This is a genomic window from Parasphingomonas caseinilytica (assembly GCF_036663755.1).
Classification (GTDB): domain Bacteria; phylum Pseudomonadota; class Alphaproteobacteria; order Sphingomonadales; family Sphingomonadaceae; genus Sphingomonas.
The window spans coordinates 250613-268929 of sequence record NZ_JAXOJL010000004.1; the positions used below are offsets into that span (position 1 = coordinate 250613).

The window sequence follows — 18317 nt, forward strand, 5'->3', positions numbered from 1 at the left end:
AAGACCCGGGCGGATCGCTCTGCCCGGGCCAGTTTTCTACCGTGCAATTACCAGTAGAAGTTGCGGATCACATCGACCACGACGCCGCGCCGCGTATCGACCAGCAGCACGTCGTTGTAATGGCGTACCCAGCGCTGGTTCCAGCCCGGATTGGGCAGGCGATAGCGCCACGGATCGGCGATGAAGTAGCGCGAACCGTAATAGCTGGGCGCGATGCGGATGCCGCTGCGGAACGCGGTGTAGCGGAACGGCGCGTTCCAATTGCCACGGGCATAGAGGCCGCGATTGCCGTCACGATAGCCGCGCCAGTCGTTGCGGCCCCAGTTGCGCCGGTCGTCTCTACGGTCGTCGCGGCGATCCCGTACGTCCTCGCGCAGCTCTTGGCGGGCATCGCGCACGTCGCGGCGTTCGTCGCGAACGTCGCGGCGGTCGCCACGGCGATATGCATTGTTCAGCTCGCGCTGTTCCTGACGCACGTCGCGCCGGTCGCGGCGGATTTCGCCGTCGGATTGTGCGCTGGCAATGGCAGGGAACGCCGTCGCGGCGATCAATGCGGTGATGATCAATTTACGCATGATTGAACTCCATTTCCTGTCCGGCAGCCGGGGGGAACCGCCGATATCCGGATCTATGGAGCCGCCGCACTGAACGGCGCGCGAACGTATTGGTCAGGAAATTGTAAGGATCAGCTGCCCCATCACGGCGTATCGCGATCCCCCCCCCCCTGCCCGCCGCCGATAGCGCCGACCGTGCCGATATTGCCGAACAGTTCGTCGAAGAAGCCGCGATGACGCCCGAGCGTCGGCGTGGTCTTGCCCCAGGGGTGGATCGAGGCGACCTGTTCGACGTCGCCCTTGGAGATGGAAGTGACCGTGCCGGACGGGCTGAACGAGATGCGCAACGTCACCTGCGTCTTGGCCTTGGGATTATTGTAGGCGAAGTTCCGCGAATCGCGCGAGATGTAGTACCAGTCGCCCTGGTTGAACTGGCTGGTGAAGGTCGGCTTGCCCAAGGTCTGCAGCACCGAGGCGCGGTTATCGACCCCGATCTGCACCGAATTCACCAGATCGGCATCGATGATATAGCCCTGGTGCGACTTCAGCGGAGTGCAGCCCCCGGCGGCGATGCCCGCAAGCCCGAGGGCGGCGATCGTCATCAGCCGGATTTTCGTGACACTCATCGAACAATCTCCAAGGGCCGACGCGACACTACACATTGCACCGGCAGGCGATCGCCTCAATATGCCGGGGATCGCGGCCAAACAAGGGCAAGCGCGGGGCACGGAGCATACATGAGCTGGTTGGCGAAGATTCTGGGACGCAAAAGCGAGGAGGCGCTGCCGCTCTACACCGCGGTGGTGGCGCGCGCGCGCGCGCCGCATTGGTATCTGGAGGGACAGGTGCCCGACAGCGTGGACGGGCGATTCGACATGATCGCCGCGATCCTCGGCTTCGTGGTGCTGCGGCTGGAGCAGGAACCGGAAGGCGCACCGACGTCCGCGTTGCTGACCGAGCGGTTCGTGGACGACATGGACGGGCAGTTGCGGGAGATCGGCATCGGGGACGTCGTGGTCGGCAAGCATATCGGCAAGATGATGGGTATGCTCGGCGGGCGGCTGGGCGCGTATCGCGCGGGGCTGGCCGGGGACGGGATCGATGCGGCTTTGGTGCGCAACCTGTATCGTGGCGCGGTACCGGACGGGGCGGCACTGGCGCATGTGCGGGACGGCCTGCTGGCGTTTCGCGCGGGACTTGCCACGACGCCGATCGCCGATCTGGCCGAAGGGCGCCTGCCATGACCGCGCCGGAATTTTCCCGCCCCGAGCGGATCGACACGTTCGGCGCGGGCGAGCGCGTGGTGGAGATCGCCGCCGATGCCGGCGAACGCGCGGCGCTGGCGACGCGGTTCGGCTTGCTGTCGCTCGATCGGCTGACGGCCAGCTTCAAGGTCCGCAGCGAGGCCGCGGGAATCGTCGCGCGGGGCACCGTCTCGGCATCGGTGGTGCAGGCGTGTTCGGTGACCGACGAGCCGATCCCGGTCGAGATCCGCGAGGAGGTCGCTTTGCGCTTCGTCGAGGAAGATGCGGTGGACGAGGAGGAGATCGAGCTGTCCGAGGATGCACTCGACACGATGTTCTACACCGGATCGGCGGTCGATCTGGGCGAGGCGGCGGCGGAGACGGTGGCGCTGGCGCTCGATCCTTTTCCGCGCGGGCCGAACGCCGAGGCGGCGTTGAAGGCGGCGGGCGTGGTCGCCGAGGACGAAGTGAGGCCGCTCGGCGCGCTCGCCGGGCTAAAGGGATTGCTCGAGCGGAAATAGCTCAGCGCGGGGCGATGCCGGTCGCCAGCAGATCGGCGATCACGTCGGCGACTTCCGCCGGGGATCGATCCTGTTCCCAGACGCCGTAGCGCAGGCCGAGAAAGACGTTGATGCCCATTAGCGCCCAGGCATGCACTTCCGACACGTCGCCGCGCACTTCGCCGCGTGCCGCCGCCGCCTTCAGCCGGGCGGCAATGCGATCTGCGGTGGTGGCGTAATGTAGGCGGAAGCTGTCGGGATCGACGAATTCGGCCTCGTCTATGATGCGATACAATTCCTTGTGCCCGCGCACGAAGGCGATGAAATCGCGCAGGCCGGCATGTTCCGCCGCCAATTGGTTGGGCGCGGCGCGGATGCCGGGGGCGACGTGATCGCGGACCTGATCCGACATGTCGCGCACCAAAGCGCGGAACACCGCGTCCTTCGAATCGAAATAGGTGTAGAAACTGCCCAGGGCAACGCCGGCGCGGCGGGTGATGCCGCTGATCGACGCCTCGTGGAAACCGCGTTCGCCGAATTCCAGTGCGGCAGCATCCAGAATCGCCCGCATCGTCTTGCGACCGCGTTCGGTGCGCGGCGTCTTGCCCGCGCTGGCGGCGTCCGCATGCTCGCGCACGGCGCCCGAAGGAGACGGCGTTGCCGATTGGACACGCTGCTGCGTCATAATCTCACCTCCCCGCATCGCCAAAGTTGAAACCTGGTTCATGTTTCATTATAGCGGCTCCACACGGCGCACAACCCGGCTTCGACCGGGGGCATGATGCAGGCGCCAAGGAGGGGATCATCACCATGTCACGCACGGTATCCACGCGCACGTTCCTGAACGCCAGCGTCGCGTTCGCCGCGATCGTCGCCACGCCCGCTTTCGCACAGAACGCCACGCCGGCCGCGACGACGCAGGCCGCCGACGAGACGGTGCAGGACGACAGCACCGACATCGTCGTCACCGCGCGCCGCCGCCAGGAAACATTGCTCAGCGTGCCGATCGCGGTCACCGCGTTTAGCGCGGCAAAGCTGGAAGCCGCCGGCGCGGTCGACCTGACCGATTTGCAGAACATCACCCCCAACACCACGCTGAAGAGCGCGCGCGGCACCAATTCGACGTTGGCCGCCTTCATTCGCGGTGTCGGCCAGCAGGATCCGGTGCCCGGTTTCGAATCCGGCATCGGCATCTATCTCGACGATGTCTATCTCAACCGTCCGCAGGCCGCCGTGCTCGATATCTACGATGTCGAACGGATCGAAATCCTGCGCGGACCGCAGGGCACATTGTACGGTCGCAACACGATCGGCGGCGCGGTGAAGTATGTGACGCGCAAGCTGCCCGATCATTTCGAGGCCAATCTGAAGGGATCGTACGGTTCGTACAACCAGGCCGACGGCATCATCAGCGCCTCCACCCCGATCGGCGACCTGTTCCGCATCGGCGTGTCGGGCGCACGGCTGACGCGGGACGGGTTCGGGCGCAACCGCAATCTGGGCATCGACAATTACAACAAGAGCATCTGGGCGGCGCGTGGCACGATCGAATTCACCTCGCCCGACAGCCGATTGTTCGTACGACTGACCGGCGATTACACGCATGACACGTCGAACCCGCGCAACGGCCATCGGCTGATCCCGGGCCTAGTGAGCGGCACGCCGGTGCTGAGCAACGTGTTCGATACCAATGCCGGGCTGAACTTCCCCAAGCAGGACATCAAGGCCGGTGGTGGATCCATGTCGGTGACGGCGCAACTGACCGATCACGTCACGTTCCGAAGCATCAGCGCGTACCGCGCGGACCGTTCGTTCACGCCGATCGATTTCGATTCGACGCCGCTGGTCGATGTCGACGTGCCGGCGGTGTATCGCAACAACCAGACCAGCCAGGAATTCCAGCTGCTCTACAATAGCGACAAATTGAACGGCCTGATCGGCTATTATTATCTGGGTGCCGAGGCATCGACCCGGTTCGACGTGCTGCTGAACACCACGCTGGCCAATCTGAACGGCAACACCGCCGGCGACGTGAAGACCGAGACGAGTTCGATCTATGGCGATTTCTCCTACGATTTCACGCCGCAAGTCAGCCTGTCGCTCGGCGGGCGCTATACCTGGGATCAACGCAAGTCGTTCGTCTTCAAACAGAATTATCTCGGCGGGCCATTGAATGGCGCGAGCGCTGAATTCGGCGGCAATCCGATTCCGCTCGGTGCTCCGGCAACCAATTTCCGCGGCGAGGCGAACTTCAAGCGTTTCACCCCGCGCGCCTCGCTCAGCTTCAAGCCGACCGCCGATCACATGCTGTATGCGTCCTATTCGGAAGGCTTCAAGGGCGGCGGCTTCGATCCGCGCGGTTCGGCGACGCAGGCACCCAACAGCTCGTATCAGTCGGTCTACGACTATCTGTCGTTCGATCCGGAAACGGTGAAGAGCTACGAGATCGGCTACAAGGGATCGCTGCTCGACCGACGGCTGACGCTGGCGCTGGACGGGTTCTATTCCAATTACGACGACGTGCAGGTGCCGGGATCGTCCGGCTGCACCGTCGGCGGGGTGCCGAGTTTCTGCGGCATCACCACCAATGCGGCCAAGGCGACGATCAAGGGCGTGGAGGCGGAAACCACCGCCGTGCTGGCACGCGGTTTCGCCGGGGCCGGATCGCACGTCACGTTCAACGGCACGCTCGGCTATCTCGACGCCAAGTACAACACGTTCCTGGGCAGCGCGTCGGCCGGCGCGGCACCGAGCAACATCGCGCAGTTCCGCGTGTTCCAGAACACGCCGAAATGGACCGTGTCCGGCACGTTGAGCGCCGCCGCGCCGGTGGCGGGCGGCCTGCTCACCGCATCGGGCGTCGCCTCCTATCGCAGCCTGACGCACCAGTTCGAGCTGGCCAGCCCGTTCCTCGACCAGCCTGGTTACACGCTGTTCGACGCGCACCTGACTTATGCGATCGGCAGCGAAGGCCGCTATTCGATCGGCGTACACGGCAAGAATTTGACCGACAAGCGCTACAAGACCGGCGGCTATCAATATATCGCGGTCAACGTGGCGGGCACGCCGGTGTTGAACGGTGCCGGCGGCTACACCCCAACCCTGGGCAAGGAAGGCATCGCCACCGCCTTCTACGGCAACCCGCGTCAGGTGTTCGCGACGTTCACCGCGAAGTTCTGATCGGCCCCATCGTCGATTGGCGCTTATACCCCTCGGATATGCCTGCAGGCTGTTCCCCGGCAAAGGCCGGGGAACGCCATGTCCGAAAAGGATAAGCGCCCGGTCGTTTAGGGGATGGAACCGGACGCCCGACGCGGTACGACCGTCCGGTCAAAAGGTTTTAGGAGAGAGAAGATGGCGACGCGTGCAGCGACCGGACGGTCGCGCTCTCCTGCTGTGGTGCTGGCGATGCTGTTGCTCGTCTACACCTTCAATTTCCTCGATCGGCAGATCCTCGGCATCCTGGTGCAGCCGATCAAGGCCGACCTGCATCTGACCGATACGCAGATGGGGCTGCTCGGCGGCACCGCATTCGCGATCCTCTATTCGACGCTCGCCATTCCGCTGGCGCTGATCGCCGACCGGACCAGCCGGAGCTGGGTGATCACCGTGAGCCTGAGCGTGTGGAGCCTGTTCACCGCCTTGTGCGGCGCGGCGACCGGGTTCTGGCAATTGTTCCTGTTCCGCCTCGGCGTGGGCGTGGGCGAAGCGGGCGGCGTCGCGCCGTCCTACGCGCTGATCGCGGATTACTTTCCGCCGGAACGCCGCGCCCGTGCGCTCGGCATCTATTCGATGGGCATTCCGATCGGGCTGGCGATGGGCACGTTGCTCGGCGCGTTCATCGCCACCTATATCGACTGGCGCGCGGCATTCGTCGTGGTCGGCGTGGCCGGGCTGATCATCGCGCCGATCTTCCGCTGGCTGGTGCGCGATCCAGTGCGGGTCGCCGCTCCGGTAGGGCGAGCGCCGGTGAGCGCGGTGTTTGCGATTCTGGCGAAGAAGCCGAGCTTCTGGCTGATGGCCTTCGCCGCATCGATGAGCAGCCTTGCGGGCTATGGCCTCGCCTTCTGGGTGCCGTCGCTGATGATCCGTTCCTATGGCTTCGACCTGCAGACGACGGCGCTGTATTTCGCATCCCTGTTGCTGGTGGGCGGCGCGAGCGGCGTGTTTCTGGGCGGCGTGCTGGCCGACCGGATGGGCAAGGCCGATCGCGGCACTTACGCCAAGATCCCGGCCTTCGCCTGGATGGTGACCGCACCGTTGTTCGTCGCCGGGTTCCTGTCGCCATCGCCGGTGCTGGCGTGGTTCCTGTTCGTGATCCCCAACGCGCTCAACATTCTTTGGCTGGGGCCGCTGACCACCGCCGTGCAGCATCTGGTGCCGCCGCACATGCGCGCCACCGCATCGGCCAGTTTCCTGCTGATCAACAACCTGATCGGGCTGGGCGTGGGATCGTTCGCGATCGGTGCGCTGTCGGACGGGCTGACAGCGCGGTTCGGGACCGAGGCGTTGCGTTATTCGGCCGTGGTTGTCGCGTGCTTCTACGTGCTGGCGACGATCCTGGCGTTCTTCGCGGTGAAGCCGTTGCGCAAGGATTGGGTGGACGAACCGGCGGCCTGATACCCGCCGCCGCCGGTCCGAAGTTCACACAAGGTCACACGATATGTGTCTGGGCGTGGGATCGCACCGCAGCCGGGGATCGTTCGCAATGAGAAAGAACATCGCCGACGTTTTCAGACGAAAACCAACATTGCAATCGGTGCGCGATCAGCGTTCCCGCGTCGCGGCGAACTTCACTTTCGGGTAGCGATCCGCGACATAGCCGACGTCCCACGCGGTCTTGGCCATATAGACCGGGTTGCCGTCGCGATCCTTGGCGAGGGACGATCGGTTGAGATCGGTGAACGCTTTCAGGTCGGCGGGGTCCGCGGCCGAGACCCAGCGGGCGGTGTCGTAGGGGGCCATTTCCAGCCCGGCATCGACCTTGTATTCCGCCTCGAGCCGGCTGAGCAGCACCTCTAGCTGGAGTTGCCCGACGACGCCGATGATCAGGTTCGATCCGATCTCCGGGTAGAAGACCTGGGTCACGCCCTCCTCGGCCATGTCGTCGAGCGCCTTGCGCAACTGCTTGGTCTTGGTCGGGTCCTTCAGCGCGACGCGGCGCAGGATTTCGGGGGCGAAATTGGGCAGGCCGGTGAAGCGCACGTCGGCGCGCTCGCTCATCGTGTCCCCCACCCGGAGCGTGCCGTGGTTCGGGATGCCGATGATGTCGCCAGGAAACGCCTCGTCCGCCAGTTCGCGGTTCTGCGCGAAGAACAGAATCGGCGAATGGATCGCGATCGGCTTGCCGTGACCGGTGGGGGTGAGCTTCATGCCGCGTTTGAACGTGCCGGAGCATAGCCGCATGAAGGCGATGCGATCGCGGTGGTTGGGGTCCATGTTGGCCTGGACCTTGAAGATGAAGCCGGTGACGTCGGCGCGGTCGGGCGTGACCGGCGCCGGTTCGGCGGGCTGCGGGCGCGGGCCGGGCGCGTGCTGGCCGAGCGCGGCGATGAGTTCCGCGACGCCGAAATCCTTCAGCGCGGAGCCGAAATAGACCGGGGTCAGATCGCCGGCGCGGTACGCCTCGACATCGAACGACGCATAGCCGCCCATCGCCAGTTCGGATTCGTCCTTCAGCGTGGCGAGGCCGGGAGCGGAGATTGTCGCGGCGAGCTTCGGGTCGTCCATGCCGTCGAACTGGATCGCGCGCCCCATGAACTCGCGGCTCGGGCCTTCGGGCTGGCTGAGCGTGTTGGCGTGAAGATCGTACACGCCCTCGAAATCGCTGCCCATGCCGACCGGCCAGCTCATCGGGCAGACATCGAGCTGGAGCATGTCGGCGATCTCGTCGAGCAATTCGAACGGCGGGCGGCCCTCGCGATCGACCTTGTTGACGAAGGTTATGATCGGCACGCTGCGCAGGCGGCAGACCTCGAACAACTTGCGCGTCTGCGCCTCGATGCCGCGTGCCGCATCGATCACCATCACGGCGGAATCGACGGCGGTGAGCGTGCGGTACGTATCCTCGCTGAAATCCTCGTGGCCCGGCGTGTCGAGCAGGTTGAAGGTCAGCCCATCCTTCTCGAACGTCATCACCGACGAGGTGACGGAGATGCCGCGCTGCTGCTCGATCTTCATCCAGTCGGAGCGGGCACGGCGGTTCTGGCCCCGCGCCTTCACCTCGCCGGCGAGATGGATCGCGCCGCCGAAATAGAGCAGTTTCTCGGTCAGCGTGGTCTTGCCGGCATCGGGATGCGAGATGATCGCGAAGGTGCGGCGGTCGGAGGTGTTGGTCATCGCTGCGCCCTAGCGGGTGGGGGGGGCATGCTCAACCACCGGGTGCGGGAATGCGTGAGCCAGCGCTGCGAAGATTGTCACACTAACGTGACATGTGATGCGGATAAGACGGGGTGATCCGGGTGGAAGCGAGAGCGAACATGAAGCAACTGGCGATGTGCATGTCCTTCATTTTGACCGGCGAAGCACTGCCGCCACCCACCAGCACCGTCACACAGGATTTCTGTTCACGGTTGGCGGCCAATAGCGGGATCGATAAACCGTCTTCATCCGAAGGGCCTACCGAATGGACGGTCAGGGCGATGAATTTCGGGCAGCGCTTCATCGTTGGCGGTTCGGCGGCGACAGGTGTCGGCGTCAAGCCAGTCGAGCCGGCGACCGTGGAGGATTACCGACGGCTGGAAAACATGTGCATGCCGGAAGGCAAGGGCGCAATTTGCAAGCTCGTCGGGCCGCTGAATTTCAATTTCATCTGGAAAGGACGCAAGATCGTTACACCGATGGAAGTCGGAGAACGCGCGACCATCTGGGTTGCAGGTATCAAGACGACATGTCGATCCGAGGCTGCGCAATAAGAGGTAGCGCCCCGTCACTCTAATTAAGCTCGGGCTCAGGCGGTGAGCGTCACGCTCATCGTGATGACCTTTTCGCCGCCGACCGGCACTTTGAACACGCCGGGCTTGTCGCGGAACTCGCCGGTATAGCCGTGCGGGTCGGCGATGCCGTGCCAGGGTTCGACGCAGACGAAGGCCGCGCCGGGCTTGGTCCAGATGCCGAGCTTCGGCGTATCGGGGAAGGCGATGTCGAGCGTGGGTGCGCCGAATGCGCCATAGGTGACGGCCTGCGAGGCGACCGGATCCCAGATCAGCGCGTCTTCTACGAACAGATCGTCGCGCAGGCGCAGCGTGCGGCCGTCGAGCGGGCTTTCGCAAGTTTCGGGCGCGATGGTGCCGTCGGCTGCGATGGTCTTGAGTTCGCCCGGCTCCTGCTTGCCGAACAGGATGCGATGTTTTTCGCGCGGCTCGCCATAAGGCAGCGGCCAGGCGAAGGCGGGGTGGAAACCGAAGCTGGCCGGCAGCGGCACGTCGCCGCGATTGGCGATCTTCGCGGTGAGCGTTAGGGTCGCGCCTTCCAGCGCGTATTTCAGATCGAGCGCGAAGGCGAAGGGGTAGCTTTTGCGCGTCGCCTCGCTGTCGGTTAGGCGCAGGATTACGTGGTGCGCCTGATGCTCGATTACTTCGAAATCGGAGCGGCGGGCAAAGCCGTGCTTGTCCATCTTATAGGTGTTGCCATCGACCCGCAGCGTATTGCCGCTGAGCGCGCCGACGATCGGGAACAGGATCGGCGCGTGGCCGGTCCAGAAGGCCGGATCGGCGTCGGTCATCAACTCCTTGCCGGTCTTGTCCCGCAGCGAGGTGAGTTCGGCACCGTGATAATTGATCCCGGCGGTGAGCTTGGGGGATTTTATGGTGATGAGGTTTGGTTGGGTCATGGGCATAGCCTAAATTGTGCTTCCCCGGCGAAGGCCGGGGTCCAGTCGCGATGCAGAAGGAAACGGCTGCTGCGCCCGATCATATCCACCTTGCCGACTGGGCCCCGGCCTTCGCCGGGGAAGCCGCCTCGGATAGTCGGAATCAACCCCGCAGCACCGCGCCCAGTTTCGCCGCCGCAGCGACGACCTTGTCGGACACGGCTTTCAGTTCATCGTCGGTGAAGCTCTTGGCGGTCGGTTGGAGGGTGATTTCGACGGCGAGGCTCTTCTTGCCTTCCTCCATGCCGGCGCCGGTGAAGACGTCGAACGGGCGGGCGGCGACGATGCTCGCCTTGTCCGCGCCCTTGATCGCGCGGACGAGCGGATCGGCGGGGAGATCGGCGGGGACGACGAAGGCGAAGTCGCGAGTAACCGATTGCAGTGCAGGCGGCGTGTAGGCCGGGCGCATGAAGCCGGTGCTGCGTTTGGCGGGCATTGCGTCGAGATAGAGTTCGACCGCGGCGACTTGGCCGTCGAGGTCGAATGCCTTCAGGACGCTGGGGTGGACCATGCCGAAGGCAGCAAGCACCGTCTTCGGGCCGAGGCGCAGCGTGCCGGACTGACCGGGATGCCAGGCGTCGCCCGCTTCACCCATGACCTGCAGGTTTTCCACCGGGGCACCGGCGGCGGCGAGCAATGCGAGGGCTTCGGCCTTGGCGTCGAACGCGTCGAACGCCGCCGCCTTGCCACCGCGCCAGCCGCGTGGACGGGACGATCCGGCGAGGACGACGCCCAAAGTCGCGCGCTCCTTATTGGCGAGGTAGCGACGGCCGATCTCGAACAGGCGGACGCTGGTCTGGCCGCGCTTGAGATTGCGTTCTGCTGCGGAGAGCAAGCCGGGCAGGAGCGACGGGCGCATGACCTTCAGTTCCTCGCTGATCGGATTGGCGAGCGTCCAGGCACCGCCGCCGAACGGCGCGGCCTGCGCGTCCGACAGGAAGCTCCACGTCACCGCCTCGTCCAGCCCGCGCGCGGCGGCGGCGCGGCGGGCGCGGCGTTCGAGCTTCTGTTCGGGCGTGGCGGTGGGCTTGGCGACGCCGGGCAAGCGGGCGAGCGGGATCGAAGGCACCTTGTCGATACCTTCGATGCGGACCACTTCCTCGACCAAATCGGCGGGGCCGTCCACGTCGCGACGCCAGGTCGGGACGGTGACGGACCAGCCGGAATCGATCACGAAGCCGAGACTTTCGAGGATCGCCTGCTGCCGGTCGGGTGCGATGGCGAGGCCACCGAGCGTTTCGGCCAGCGCGGGATCGTAACTGACGGTGCGCACTTCGATCGGCGGCGTGCCGGCGCGGGTCACTTCACTGGCCTGTCCGCCGCAGAGATCGATCACCATACGCGTCGCAATGGCGAGGCCGTCTTCAAGGAACGCCGGATCCACGCCGCGTTCGAAGCGCTGGCGCGCGTCGCTGGTGAGCGCGAGTTTCTGGCCGGTGCGGGCGATCGTTTCGGGATCGAAGAAGGCGCATTCGATCAGCACGTCGGTGGTGGTGTCCGATACGCCGGAATCCTCGCCGCCCATGATGCCGCCGATATCGTGGACATGCTTGTTGTCGGCGATGACGGTCATCGTCGCGTCGAGGGTGTAGGTCTTGCCGTTAAGCGCGAGCACCTGTTCGCCCGCGACCGCCTTGCGCGCGATCAGGCCGCCGCTGAGTTTCGCGCGATCATAGACGTGCAGCGGGCGACCGAGATCGATCATCACATAGTTGGTGATATCGACCAGCGTCGAGATCGGCTTCTGCCCGATCGCGGTGAGGCGGCGGCGCAGCCATTCCGGCGCGGTGCCATTGGTGACGCCACTGACGGATTGCGCGTAGAAAGCGGGGCAGGCCTCGGGCTCGTCCGTGCGGACGTCGGGGCCTGCGCCTTCGCCCGTCACCGGCGTAAAGACGAGCGGCTTGAGCGTGCCGATGCCGGTCGCCGCAAGATCACGCGCGATGCCGCGGACGCCCATGCAATCCTGCTTGTTGGGCGTGATGCTGACATCGATCACCGGATCGTTGAGGCCAGCATAATCCGGGTACGCCGTGCCGATCGGCGCGTCGGCGGGCAGCTCGATGATCCCGTCATGATCCTCGCCAAGCTCAAGTTCGCGCGTCGAACACATCATGCCGTTCGAAACCACGCCCCGGATTTCGGCGACCTTTAGCGTGATGTCGCCGCCCGGGACATAGGCACCTGGCGCGCCGAACACGCCGACCAGACCGGCGCGCGCGTTCGGCGCGCCGCAGACGACCTGCAGCGGGCCGTCCCCGGCATCGACCGACAGGACTTGCAGCTTGTCGGCCTGCGGGTGCCGTTCGGCGGTGAGGATCTTCGCGACCTTGAACGCGGCGAGCTTCTCGCCGGGATTCTCGACGCCTTCGACTTCGAGGCCGATGCGGGTGAGCGTTTCGACGATCGCGGCGAGCGAGGCATCGATGTCGAGATGCTGGCGGAGCCAATCGAGGGTGAATTTCATGCGCCGACTCCTCCCGACAGCGTGGGCACGTCGAGCGCGGAGAAGCCGTAATGCTTCAGCCAGCGGACGTCGCTTTCGAACACGGGGCGCAGATCGTCGATGCCGTATTTGAGCATGGCAAGGCGATCGATCCCGCAGCCGAAGGCGAAGCCCTGCCATTCGTTGGGATCGAGATCGCACGCCTCGATCACCTTGCGGTGGACCATGCCGCTGCCGAGCACTTCCATCCAGCCGTCGGACCCGCCGATGACCCGCTTGCCCTTTTCGAGGCTGAAACCGACATCGACCTCGGCGCTTGGCTCGGTGAACGGGAAATAGCTGGGCCGCAGGCGCAGGACGACGTCGTCGCGTTCGAAAAAGGCGCGCAGGAAGGTTTCCAGCGTCCATTTCAAATGGCCGAGCGTGATGCCCTTATCGATCACGAGGCCCTCGATCTGGTGGAACATCGGGGTGTGCGTGGCATCCCAGTCCGAACGATAGACTCGGCCGGGGGCGATAATGCGGATCGGCTCGCCTGCCTTTTGCGTGCGCTTGGCGACTTCCACCATCGTGCGGATCTGCACCGGGGAAGTGTGCGTGCGCAGGACCATCGGCGGTTCGTGGTCGCCCGCGAGATAGAAGGTGTCCTGCATCGCGCGCGCAGGGTGCGTCTCGGGGATGTTGAGCGCGCTGAAATTATGCCAGTCGTCCTCGATCTCAGGACCGGTCGCGACCGCGAAGCCGAGATCGGCGAAGATCTCCGCCAGTTCGTCCATCACCTGGCTGACCGGGTGGATCGTGCCGGCCGGCGTGGCATCGGCGGGGAGCGTCATGTCGAGCGTCTCGCGGGCGAGACGGGCGTCGAGATCGGCGCGCTCCAGCGTCGCCTTGCGGGTCGCGATGGCGGTGGTGACGGCTTCGCGCAGGCCCTGAATGCGCGGGCCCTGCGTCAGGCGCTCCTCGGGCGACATGCCGCCGAGCGTCTTTAGAAGTGCGGTGACGACGCCGGCCTTGCCCAGCGCATGGACGCGGCACGCCTCCAGCGCGTCGAGGCCGCTGGCCGCTTCGATGCCGGCGATGAGGTCCGTCTTTAGCTGATCGGTATCGGTCGATTGATCGGGGGTCACTGGCTACTCCGTCATCCCCGCGCAGGCGGGGATCCATAATGTGTATCGTCGCCTTGAGGCGTTAGACCTGCAACAGGCGGAAGACCCAAACCGATCGCCAAATCCGCCCAATGCGGATTATGCTGCTCGATCAGATTGGCTTTCCAGTCGCGGTTCCATTTCTTGAGCTGCTTTTCGCGGAGTATCGCCGCTTCCATCGTGTCCGTCGTCTCGAACCACACCAGTCGCGCCACGCCGTAGCGAGAGGTGAAGCCTTTGATCAAGCCTTCGCGGTGCCGGACAAGCCGGGCGAGAAGGTTGGAGGTTACACCGATATAGATCGTGCCGTGCTTGCCGCTGGCGAGCATGTAGATGCACGGTTGGCGATCCACTCGAATGTTTCCCGGTATGGATCCCCGCCTTCGCGGGGATGACGAAAGAAAGCGATAACGAAAAGGGCGCGGGTGGCCTAGACCACCCGCGCCCCTGTGTCGCTCAATCGCAGGTCGCCTCAGGCGGCCTGGGGCAGAGCCGCCTTCGCCTGCGCGATGATGGCGCTAAATGCGGCACCTTCGTGCATCGCGATGTCGGCCAGGACCTTGCGGTCGAGATCGATGTTCGCGAGCTTCAGGCCGTGCATGAACGTGCCGTAGGTCAGGCCTTCCATGCGGACGGCGGCGTTGATGCGCTGGATCCAGAGCGCGCGGAACGAGCGCTTCTTTACCTTGCGATCGCGATACGCGTACTGGCCGGCCTTTTCGACGGCCTGCCGCGCGATGCGGATGGTGTTCTTGCGGCGGCCATAATAGCCCTTGGCCTGGCCGAGAATCCGCTTGTGCTTTGCGTGGGTGGTTACACCCCGTTTTACGCGTGCCATGTCCTATATCCCCTTACTTGAGCCCGTAAGGCGCCCACGCCTTTACGGTGGCCGTATCGGCCTTCGACAGCACCTTGGTGCCGCGGTTCTGGCGGATATACTTGCTGTTGTGGCTGATCAGTCGGTGGCGCTTGCCGGCGACGCCGTGCTTCAGCAGGCCGCTGGCGGTGAGCTTGAAGCGTTTCTTGACGCCGCTCTTCGTCTTCAGTTTGGGCATTTTCGTCCTTTCAAAATCGCGGGCGCTTATGAATAGCCACGGCAGCCCATACCGGCCGGACCATTCCTCTTACTCGCGGAGAAGTCGGGGCGCTTAGCCGTGTGGCTGGCGAAATGCAACCCGGCGGAACGATTCGCCGTTGCGGCGCGCTTGCATGCCCGATGGCCGATGAACCCGAGATCGTAACGACCCCGCCCCTGCCCGCCGCCGCGCCGCCAGCGCCGCGCTGGTACAAGCGGCGCTATCGCGGCGCGACCCCGCTCGGCTGGTTGCGGCGTATCCTGCTGGGATTGCTGGCGCTGATCGCGGCGGTGTGGGTGATCCTGTTCGTCACCAAGGGACGGTTCCTGAAATCGACCTTCGAGCGTGTGGTCGGCAAGCTGACCGACCGCACCGTCACCGTGCGCGGTGATTTCCAGCTGTATTTCGCGCCTTTGGATATCAAGTTCCTGGCCGAGGGGATGACGATCTCCAACCCCGCCTGGGCGACGCGGCCGAACCTGTTCGAGGCCAAGCGAATCGATACGCGCATCGCGCCGCTATCGCTGATCTTCGGCAAGAGGCGGATGCGCTGGCTGGACCTGAACGATGCCGCGATCGATCTGGAATGGAATGCGGCGCACGATCGCAACACCTGGACGTTCGGCGAGAAGAAGGGCGGCAAGCGGCTGGAATTCCCGATCATCGGCCGGGCGACGGTGGCGGGCACGACACTCCGCTACCTCGATTCGCGGCTGCGGCTGGAGACCGATCTGAAGTTCCAGACGATCACGTCGCGCGATGCGCGGATCGGCGATGCGGTGCATTTCACCGGCACGGGCACGATCCGGGCGACTCCGTTCCGCCTGTCCGGCGCGCTGATGTCGCCGAATGCGACCGTATCGCGGGGAGAGAACAGGCTGCTGCTGCGCGCGTTCGCCGCGCACAACCAGATCGACGTGACGGGCACGCTGCCGAGCATCGCCGAGATCGAAGACGTGCCGTTGAAGGTGGAGGCGCGGGGACGCAACGTCGCCGAACTGCTCGGGATCATCGGTGTCGTCACGCCGGCAACGCGCGCCTACCGGCTGAACGCGCAACTGGTTAAGAGCGGGATCGACTATGCCTTTACCGGCCTGACCGGGCGGTTCGGCGATAGCGATATCGCCGGGCGTTTCACGGTGAGCCAGACCGAACCCAAAGTGTATATCGATGCGGCGCTGACCACGCGGCGGCTGGACATCATTGATGTCGCGCCGTTCATCGGCTACAATCCCGACATCGTCGCGACCAAGGGTGCGGTGGCCGCCGCCGCCGCGACCGGCGCGGCACCGGCCCGCGTGCTGCCCGACGCGCCGTTGAATATCGAAGCGATGAAGGCGTTCGATGCCGACCTCAACTGGCGCGTGGGGATTGTGCGATCGAAGAACGTGCCGATCTCAAACATCGCGCTGACCCTGAAGCTGAAGGACCAGGTGCTGACGCTGTCGCCGCTGACGATGACGATGTCGCGCGGCGACGTGGCCGCCGACGTGACGATCGATACGCGCCGCCGCCCGGCGCACACGACTTACGACATCCGCCTGGCCTCGACGCCGATGGGGCGGCTACTGGCCGGGTTCGGCGTGGCGGAGGCGGGCACGACGGGGACGATCAAGGGGCGGATGCAACTGGCCGGCGAGGGCGACACGGTGCACGATTCGCTCAGCACCGCGAACGGGCGGATCGCGTTTACGATGCCGCAGGGCACCTTCTGGACACGCAACGTGCAATTGGCCGAACTGGACATCGGCACGTTCGTGCAAAAGCTGATCCAGGACAAATTGAAGAAGCCGGTGACGATCAATTGCGGCGCGATCGCTTTCACCGTGCGGGACGGGATCGCGGCGGCGGACCCGATCCTGATTGATACCGAGAAGAACGTGATCGCCGGGCGCGGGGGTTTCAGTTTCCGTACCGAGGCGCTGGACCTCGCCTTCCGCGCCGACGGCAAGAAGTTCAGCCTGTTCTCCGGGCAGTCGCCGGTCGGGCTGGGCGGTTATTTTTCGGCACCCAGGATCAACCCGATCAGCCCGCAATTGCTGACCCGCGCCGGGGTCGGTCTCGGGCTAGGGCTGGTGGCGACGCCGGTCGGCGCGGTGCTGGCGTTCGTCGATGTGGGCGATGCCAAGGCCGCGGCGTGCGGGCCGGTCCTGGCGGGCGCGACGGCAGCGGCGCAGCGGACGACCAAGGGCAAGCCGCGTGACGATGTGGGGAATGGTACGGCCAAGGTCGAGCAGCCAAGTGCGCGGAAGAAGATCTTGGGGATTTTCTGAGGGCAGTCCCGTCCCTTCGACAGGCTCAGGGCGAACGGAAAGTGGGTTTCCGAGTACTAAAAGCCCATTCCGCCGCCAGTACGATGACCGTGCCGACCGCGTATGCGATGAAGTCCCTCAGCTCGAAATTCGTGCCGAGCAGTGTGCGGGCGAGTGCGCTGTGGCCGAGGCCGAGCAGGTCTACGAGGTTGAAATACTGGCCGACCTCGACCGCGCAGGCGAAGGCAAATGCGGCGGCGGCTGCCATGCTGACATCGAGTGGCGTCATGGCGCGCAGCGCGGTGTAGAGCAGGATGACAACGATGCTGTCCCCGACATAGGGGCGGATCAGCCGATCGTGCACGTAGAGCGCGATCAGCACTTCGATCGCGAACAGGACGATCGTGGCGACGGCGTAGAATATGCGCCGCTTGACCATCGGCCCGATCAATGACCGCGGCAGGCAAGTGCCTCGATGATCTCCTCGACGCGCGCCGGATCGCCGGATGCGATGACCTCGCCCACGCTGTCGGCGGTGAGCGGATCGCCGGCCCAGTCGCACACGCGCCCGCCCGCGCCCTCGATCACCGGGGCGAGAGCAGCGAAATCGTGGATCTTCAGATTGGCTTCGACCACGATGTCGAGCCAGCCGCTGGCGACGCAGCCGTAATTGTAGCAGTCGCCGCCGAGCACCGTGCTCATCACCGCGCCGTCGAGATGTTCGAACGCGTGCAACTGGTTGTCGTCGAACGCGGCGGGCGAGGTGGTGCCGAGCAAGGCCTTGGCGAGATCCGGGCAGCGGCGCGTGGCGGCGGGTTTGCCATTGAACAGGGTCGGCTGACCGACGACGCCGAGCCAACGCTCGTTCAGGATCGGCTGATCGATCACGCCCAGCATCGGCCAGCCTTCGACCATCAGCGCGATCAATGTTCCGAAGATCGGGCGGCCGGAGATGAAGGCGCGCGTGCCGTCGATCGGATCGAGCACCCAGGCGCGGCCCGAATTGCCGTCCTTCACGCCATATTCCTCGCCGATGATCGCATCGTGCGGATAGGCTTTCTCGATCAGGGAGCGCATCGCCGCTTCCGCCGCGCGATCGGCGAGGGTGACGGGGGAGGCATCTTCCTTCGCCTCCAGGCCATGGGAGGCGCGGAAATAGGGGCGGATCGCGGCGCCGGCGGCATCGGCCAACTGGCCGGCAAAGGCGATTTCGGGGCTGGAACTGCGCAT

At 65.1% G+C, this 18317-nt stretch carries 18 protein-coding genes; 6 read left to right on the forward strand and 12 right to left on the reverse strand.

Annotated features, from left to right (window positions below; all coding sequences use genetic code 11):
- Positions 1 to 47 precede the first annotated feature (47 nt).
- Positions 48 to 575 carry an RcnB family protein gene (locus U1738_RS11185; RefSeq protein WP_332789131.1) on the reverse strand — a complete coding sequence of 176 codons (528 nt, stop codon included), beginning with the start codon at positions 573 to 575 and terminating at the stop codon, positions 48 to 50.
- 122 nt (positions 576 to 697) lie between these two features.
- Complete coding sequence (locus U1738_RS11190; RefSeq protein WP_332789132.1) at positions 698 to 1180, reverse strand: outer membrane protein assembly factor BamE; 483 nt, start codon at positions 1178 to 1180, stop codon at positions 698 to 700.
- A 111-nt stretch (positions 1181 to 1291) separates the two neighbouring features.
- Here U1738_RS11190 and U1738_RS11195 point away from each other — a divergent pair, with 111 nt between their 5' ends.
- Both U1738_RS11195 and U1738_RS11200 read left to right on the forward strand, forming a co-directional pair.
- The gene (locus U1738_RS11195; protein WP_332789133.1) at positions 1292 to 1798 is read left to right on the forward strand and encodes a ubiquinol-cytochrome C chaperone family protein; all 507 of its coding nucleotides are present in this window, start codon (positions 1292 to 1294) and stop codon (positions 1796 to 1798) included.
- Complete coding sequence (locus tag U1738_RS11200) at positions 1795 to 2319, forward strand: YceD family protein (RefSeq protein ID WP_332789134.1); 525 nt, start codon at positions 1795 to 1797, stop codon at positions 2317 to 2319. The genes U1738_RS11195 and U1738_RS11200 overlap by 4 nt, the downstream gene beginning before the upstream one ends.
- Before the next feature lies 1 nt (position 2320).
- Here U1738_RS11200 and U1738_RS11205 read toward each other — a convergent pair whose 3' ends face one another.
- Complete coding sequence (locus U1738_RS11205) at positions 2321 to 2983, reverse strand: TetR/AcrR family transcriptional regulator (RefSeq protein WP_332789135.1); 663 nt, start codon at positions 2981 to 2983, stop codon at positions 2321 to 2323.
- 125 nt (positions 2984 to 3108) lie between these two features.
- Here U1738_RS11205 and U1738_RS11210 point away from each other — a divergent pair, with 125 nt between their 5' ends.
- A complete protein-coding gene (locus U1738_RS11210; RefSeq protein ID WP_332789136.1) occupies positions 3109 to 5478 on the forward strand; it encodes a TonB-dependent receptor in 2370 nt (789 codons plus the stop codon).
- Between the two features lie 174 nt (positions 5479 to 5652).
- Positions 5653 to 6918 carry a spinster family MFS transporter gene (locus U1738_RS11215; protein WP_332789137.1) on the forward strand — a complete coding sequence of 422 codons (1266 nt, stop codon included), beginning with the start codon at positions 5653 to 5655 and terminating at the stop codon, positions 6916 to 6918.
- A gap of 147 nt (positions 6919 to 7065) precedes the next feature.
- On the opposite strand, the gene U1738_RS11220 is transcribed toward U1738_RS11215, so the two are convergent.
- On the reverse strand, positions 7066 to 8637 hold the full coding sequence (locus tag U1738_RS11220; protein ID WP_332789138.1) for a peptide chain release factor 3: 1572 nt from the start codon (positions 8635 to 8637) through the stop codon (positions 7066 to 7068).
- Between the two features lie 140 nt (positions 8638 to 8777).
- On the opposite strand from U1738_RS11220, the gene U1738_RS11225 reads away from it, so the two are divergent.
- Positions 8778 to 9212, forward strand: coding sequence for a hypothetical protein (locus U1738_RS11225; protein WP_332789139.1), 435 nt, complete (start codon positions 8778 to 8780; stop codon positions 9210 to 9212).
- A 35-nt stretch (positions 9213 to 9247) separates the two neighbouring features.
- Here U1738_RS11225 and U1738_RS11230 read toward each other — a convergent pair whose 3' ends face one another.
- The 6 genes from U1738_RS11230 to rpmI all read right to left on the reverse strand — a co-directional run bounded on the left by U1738_RS11230 (position 9248) and on the right by rpmI (position 14814).
- Positions 9248 to 10129 carry an aldose 1-epimerase family protein gene (locus tag U1738_RS11230; protein WP_332789140.1) on the reverse strand — a complete coding sequence of 294 codons (882 nt, stop codon included), beginning with the start codon at positions 10127 to 10129 and terminating at the stop codon, positions 9248 to 9250.
- 142 nt (positions 10130 to 10271) lie between these two features.
- A complete protein-coding gene (pheT, locus tag U1738_RS11235) occupies positions 10272 to 12635 on the reverse strand; it encodes a phenylalanine--tRNA ligase subunit beta (RefSeq protein WP_332789141.1) in 2364 nt (787 codons plus the stop codon).
- Positions 12632 to 13741: a phenylalanine--tRNA ligase subunit alpha gene (pheS, locus tag U1738_RS11240; protein WP_332789142.1), complete on the reverse strand. Its 1110-nt coding sequence runs from the start codon at positions 13739 to 13741 to the stop codon at positions 12632 to 12634. The genes pheT and pheS overlap by 4 nt, the downstream gene beginning before the upstream one ends.
- Before the next feature lie 11 nt (positions 13742 to 13752).
- On the reverse strand, positions 13753 to 14088 hold the full coding sequence (locus U1738_RS11245; RefSeq protein WP_332789143.1) for a GIY-YIG nuclease family protein: 336 nt from the start codon (positions 14086 to 14088) through the stop codon (positions 13753 to 13755).
- Positions 14089 to 14231: 143 nt separating this feature from the next.
- Positions 14232 to 14597, reverse strand: a complete 366-nt coding sequence (rplT, locus tag U1738_RS11250; protein ID WP_055774364.1) for a 50S ribosomal protein L20 — start codon at positions 14595 to 14597, stop codon at positions 14232 to 14234.
- A 13-nt stretch (positions 14598 to 14610) separates the two neighbouring features.
- Positions 14611 to 14814: a 50S ribosomal protein L35 gene (gene rpmI / locus U1738_RS11255; protein ID WP_017977259.1), complete on the reverse strand. Its 204-nt coding sequence runs from the start codon at positions 14812 to 14814 to the stop codon at positions 14611 to 14613.
- Positions 14815 to 14975: 161 nt separating this feature from the next.
- Between rpmI and U1738_RS11260 the strand changes: the two genes are divergently transcribed.
- A complete protein-coding gene (locus U1738_RS11260; RefSeq protein WP_332789144.1) occupies positions 14976 to 17108 on the forward strand; it encodes an AsmA family protein in 2133 nt (710 codons plus the stop codon).
- Between the two features lie 25 nt (positions 17109 to 17133).
- Here U1738_RS11260 and U1738_RS11265 read toward each other — a convergent pair whose 3' ends face one another.
- Entirely contained in the window at positions 17134 to 17526 is a 393-nt protein-coding gene (locus tag U1738_RS11265; protein ID WP_332789145.1) for a ribosomal maturation YjgA family protein, read from the reverse strand.
- A gap of 8 nt (positions 17527 to 17534) precedes the next feature.
- Positions 17535 to 18317, reverse strand: a complete 783-nt coding sequence (gene hisN, locus U1738_RS11270) for a histidinol-phosphatase (RefSeq protein ID WP_332789146.1) — start codon at positions 18315 to 18317, stop codon at positions 17535 to 17537.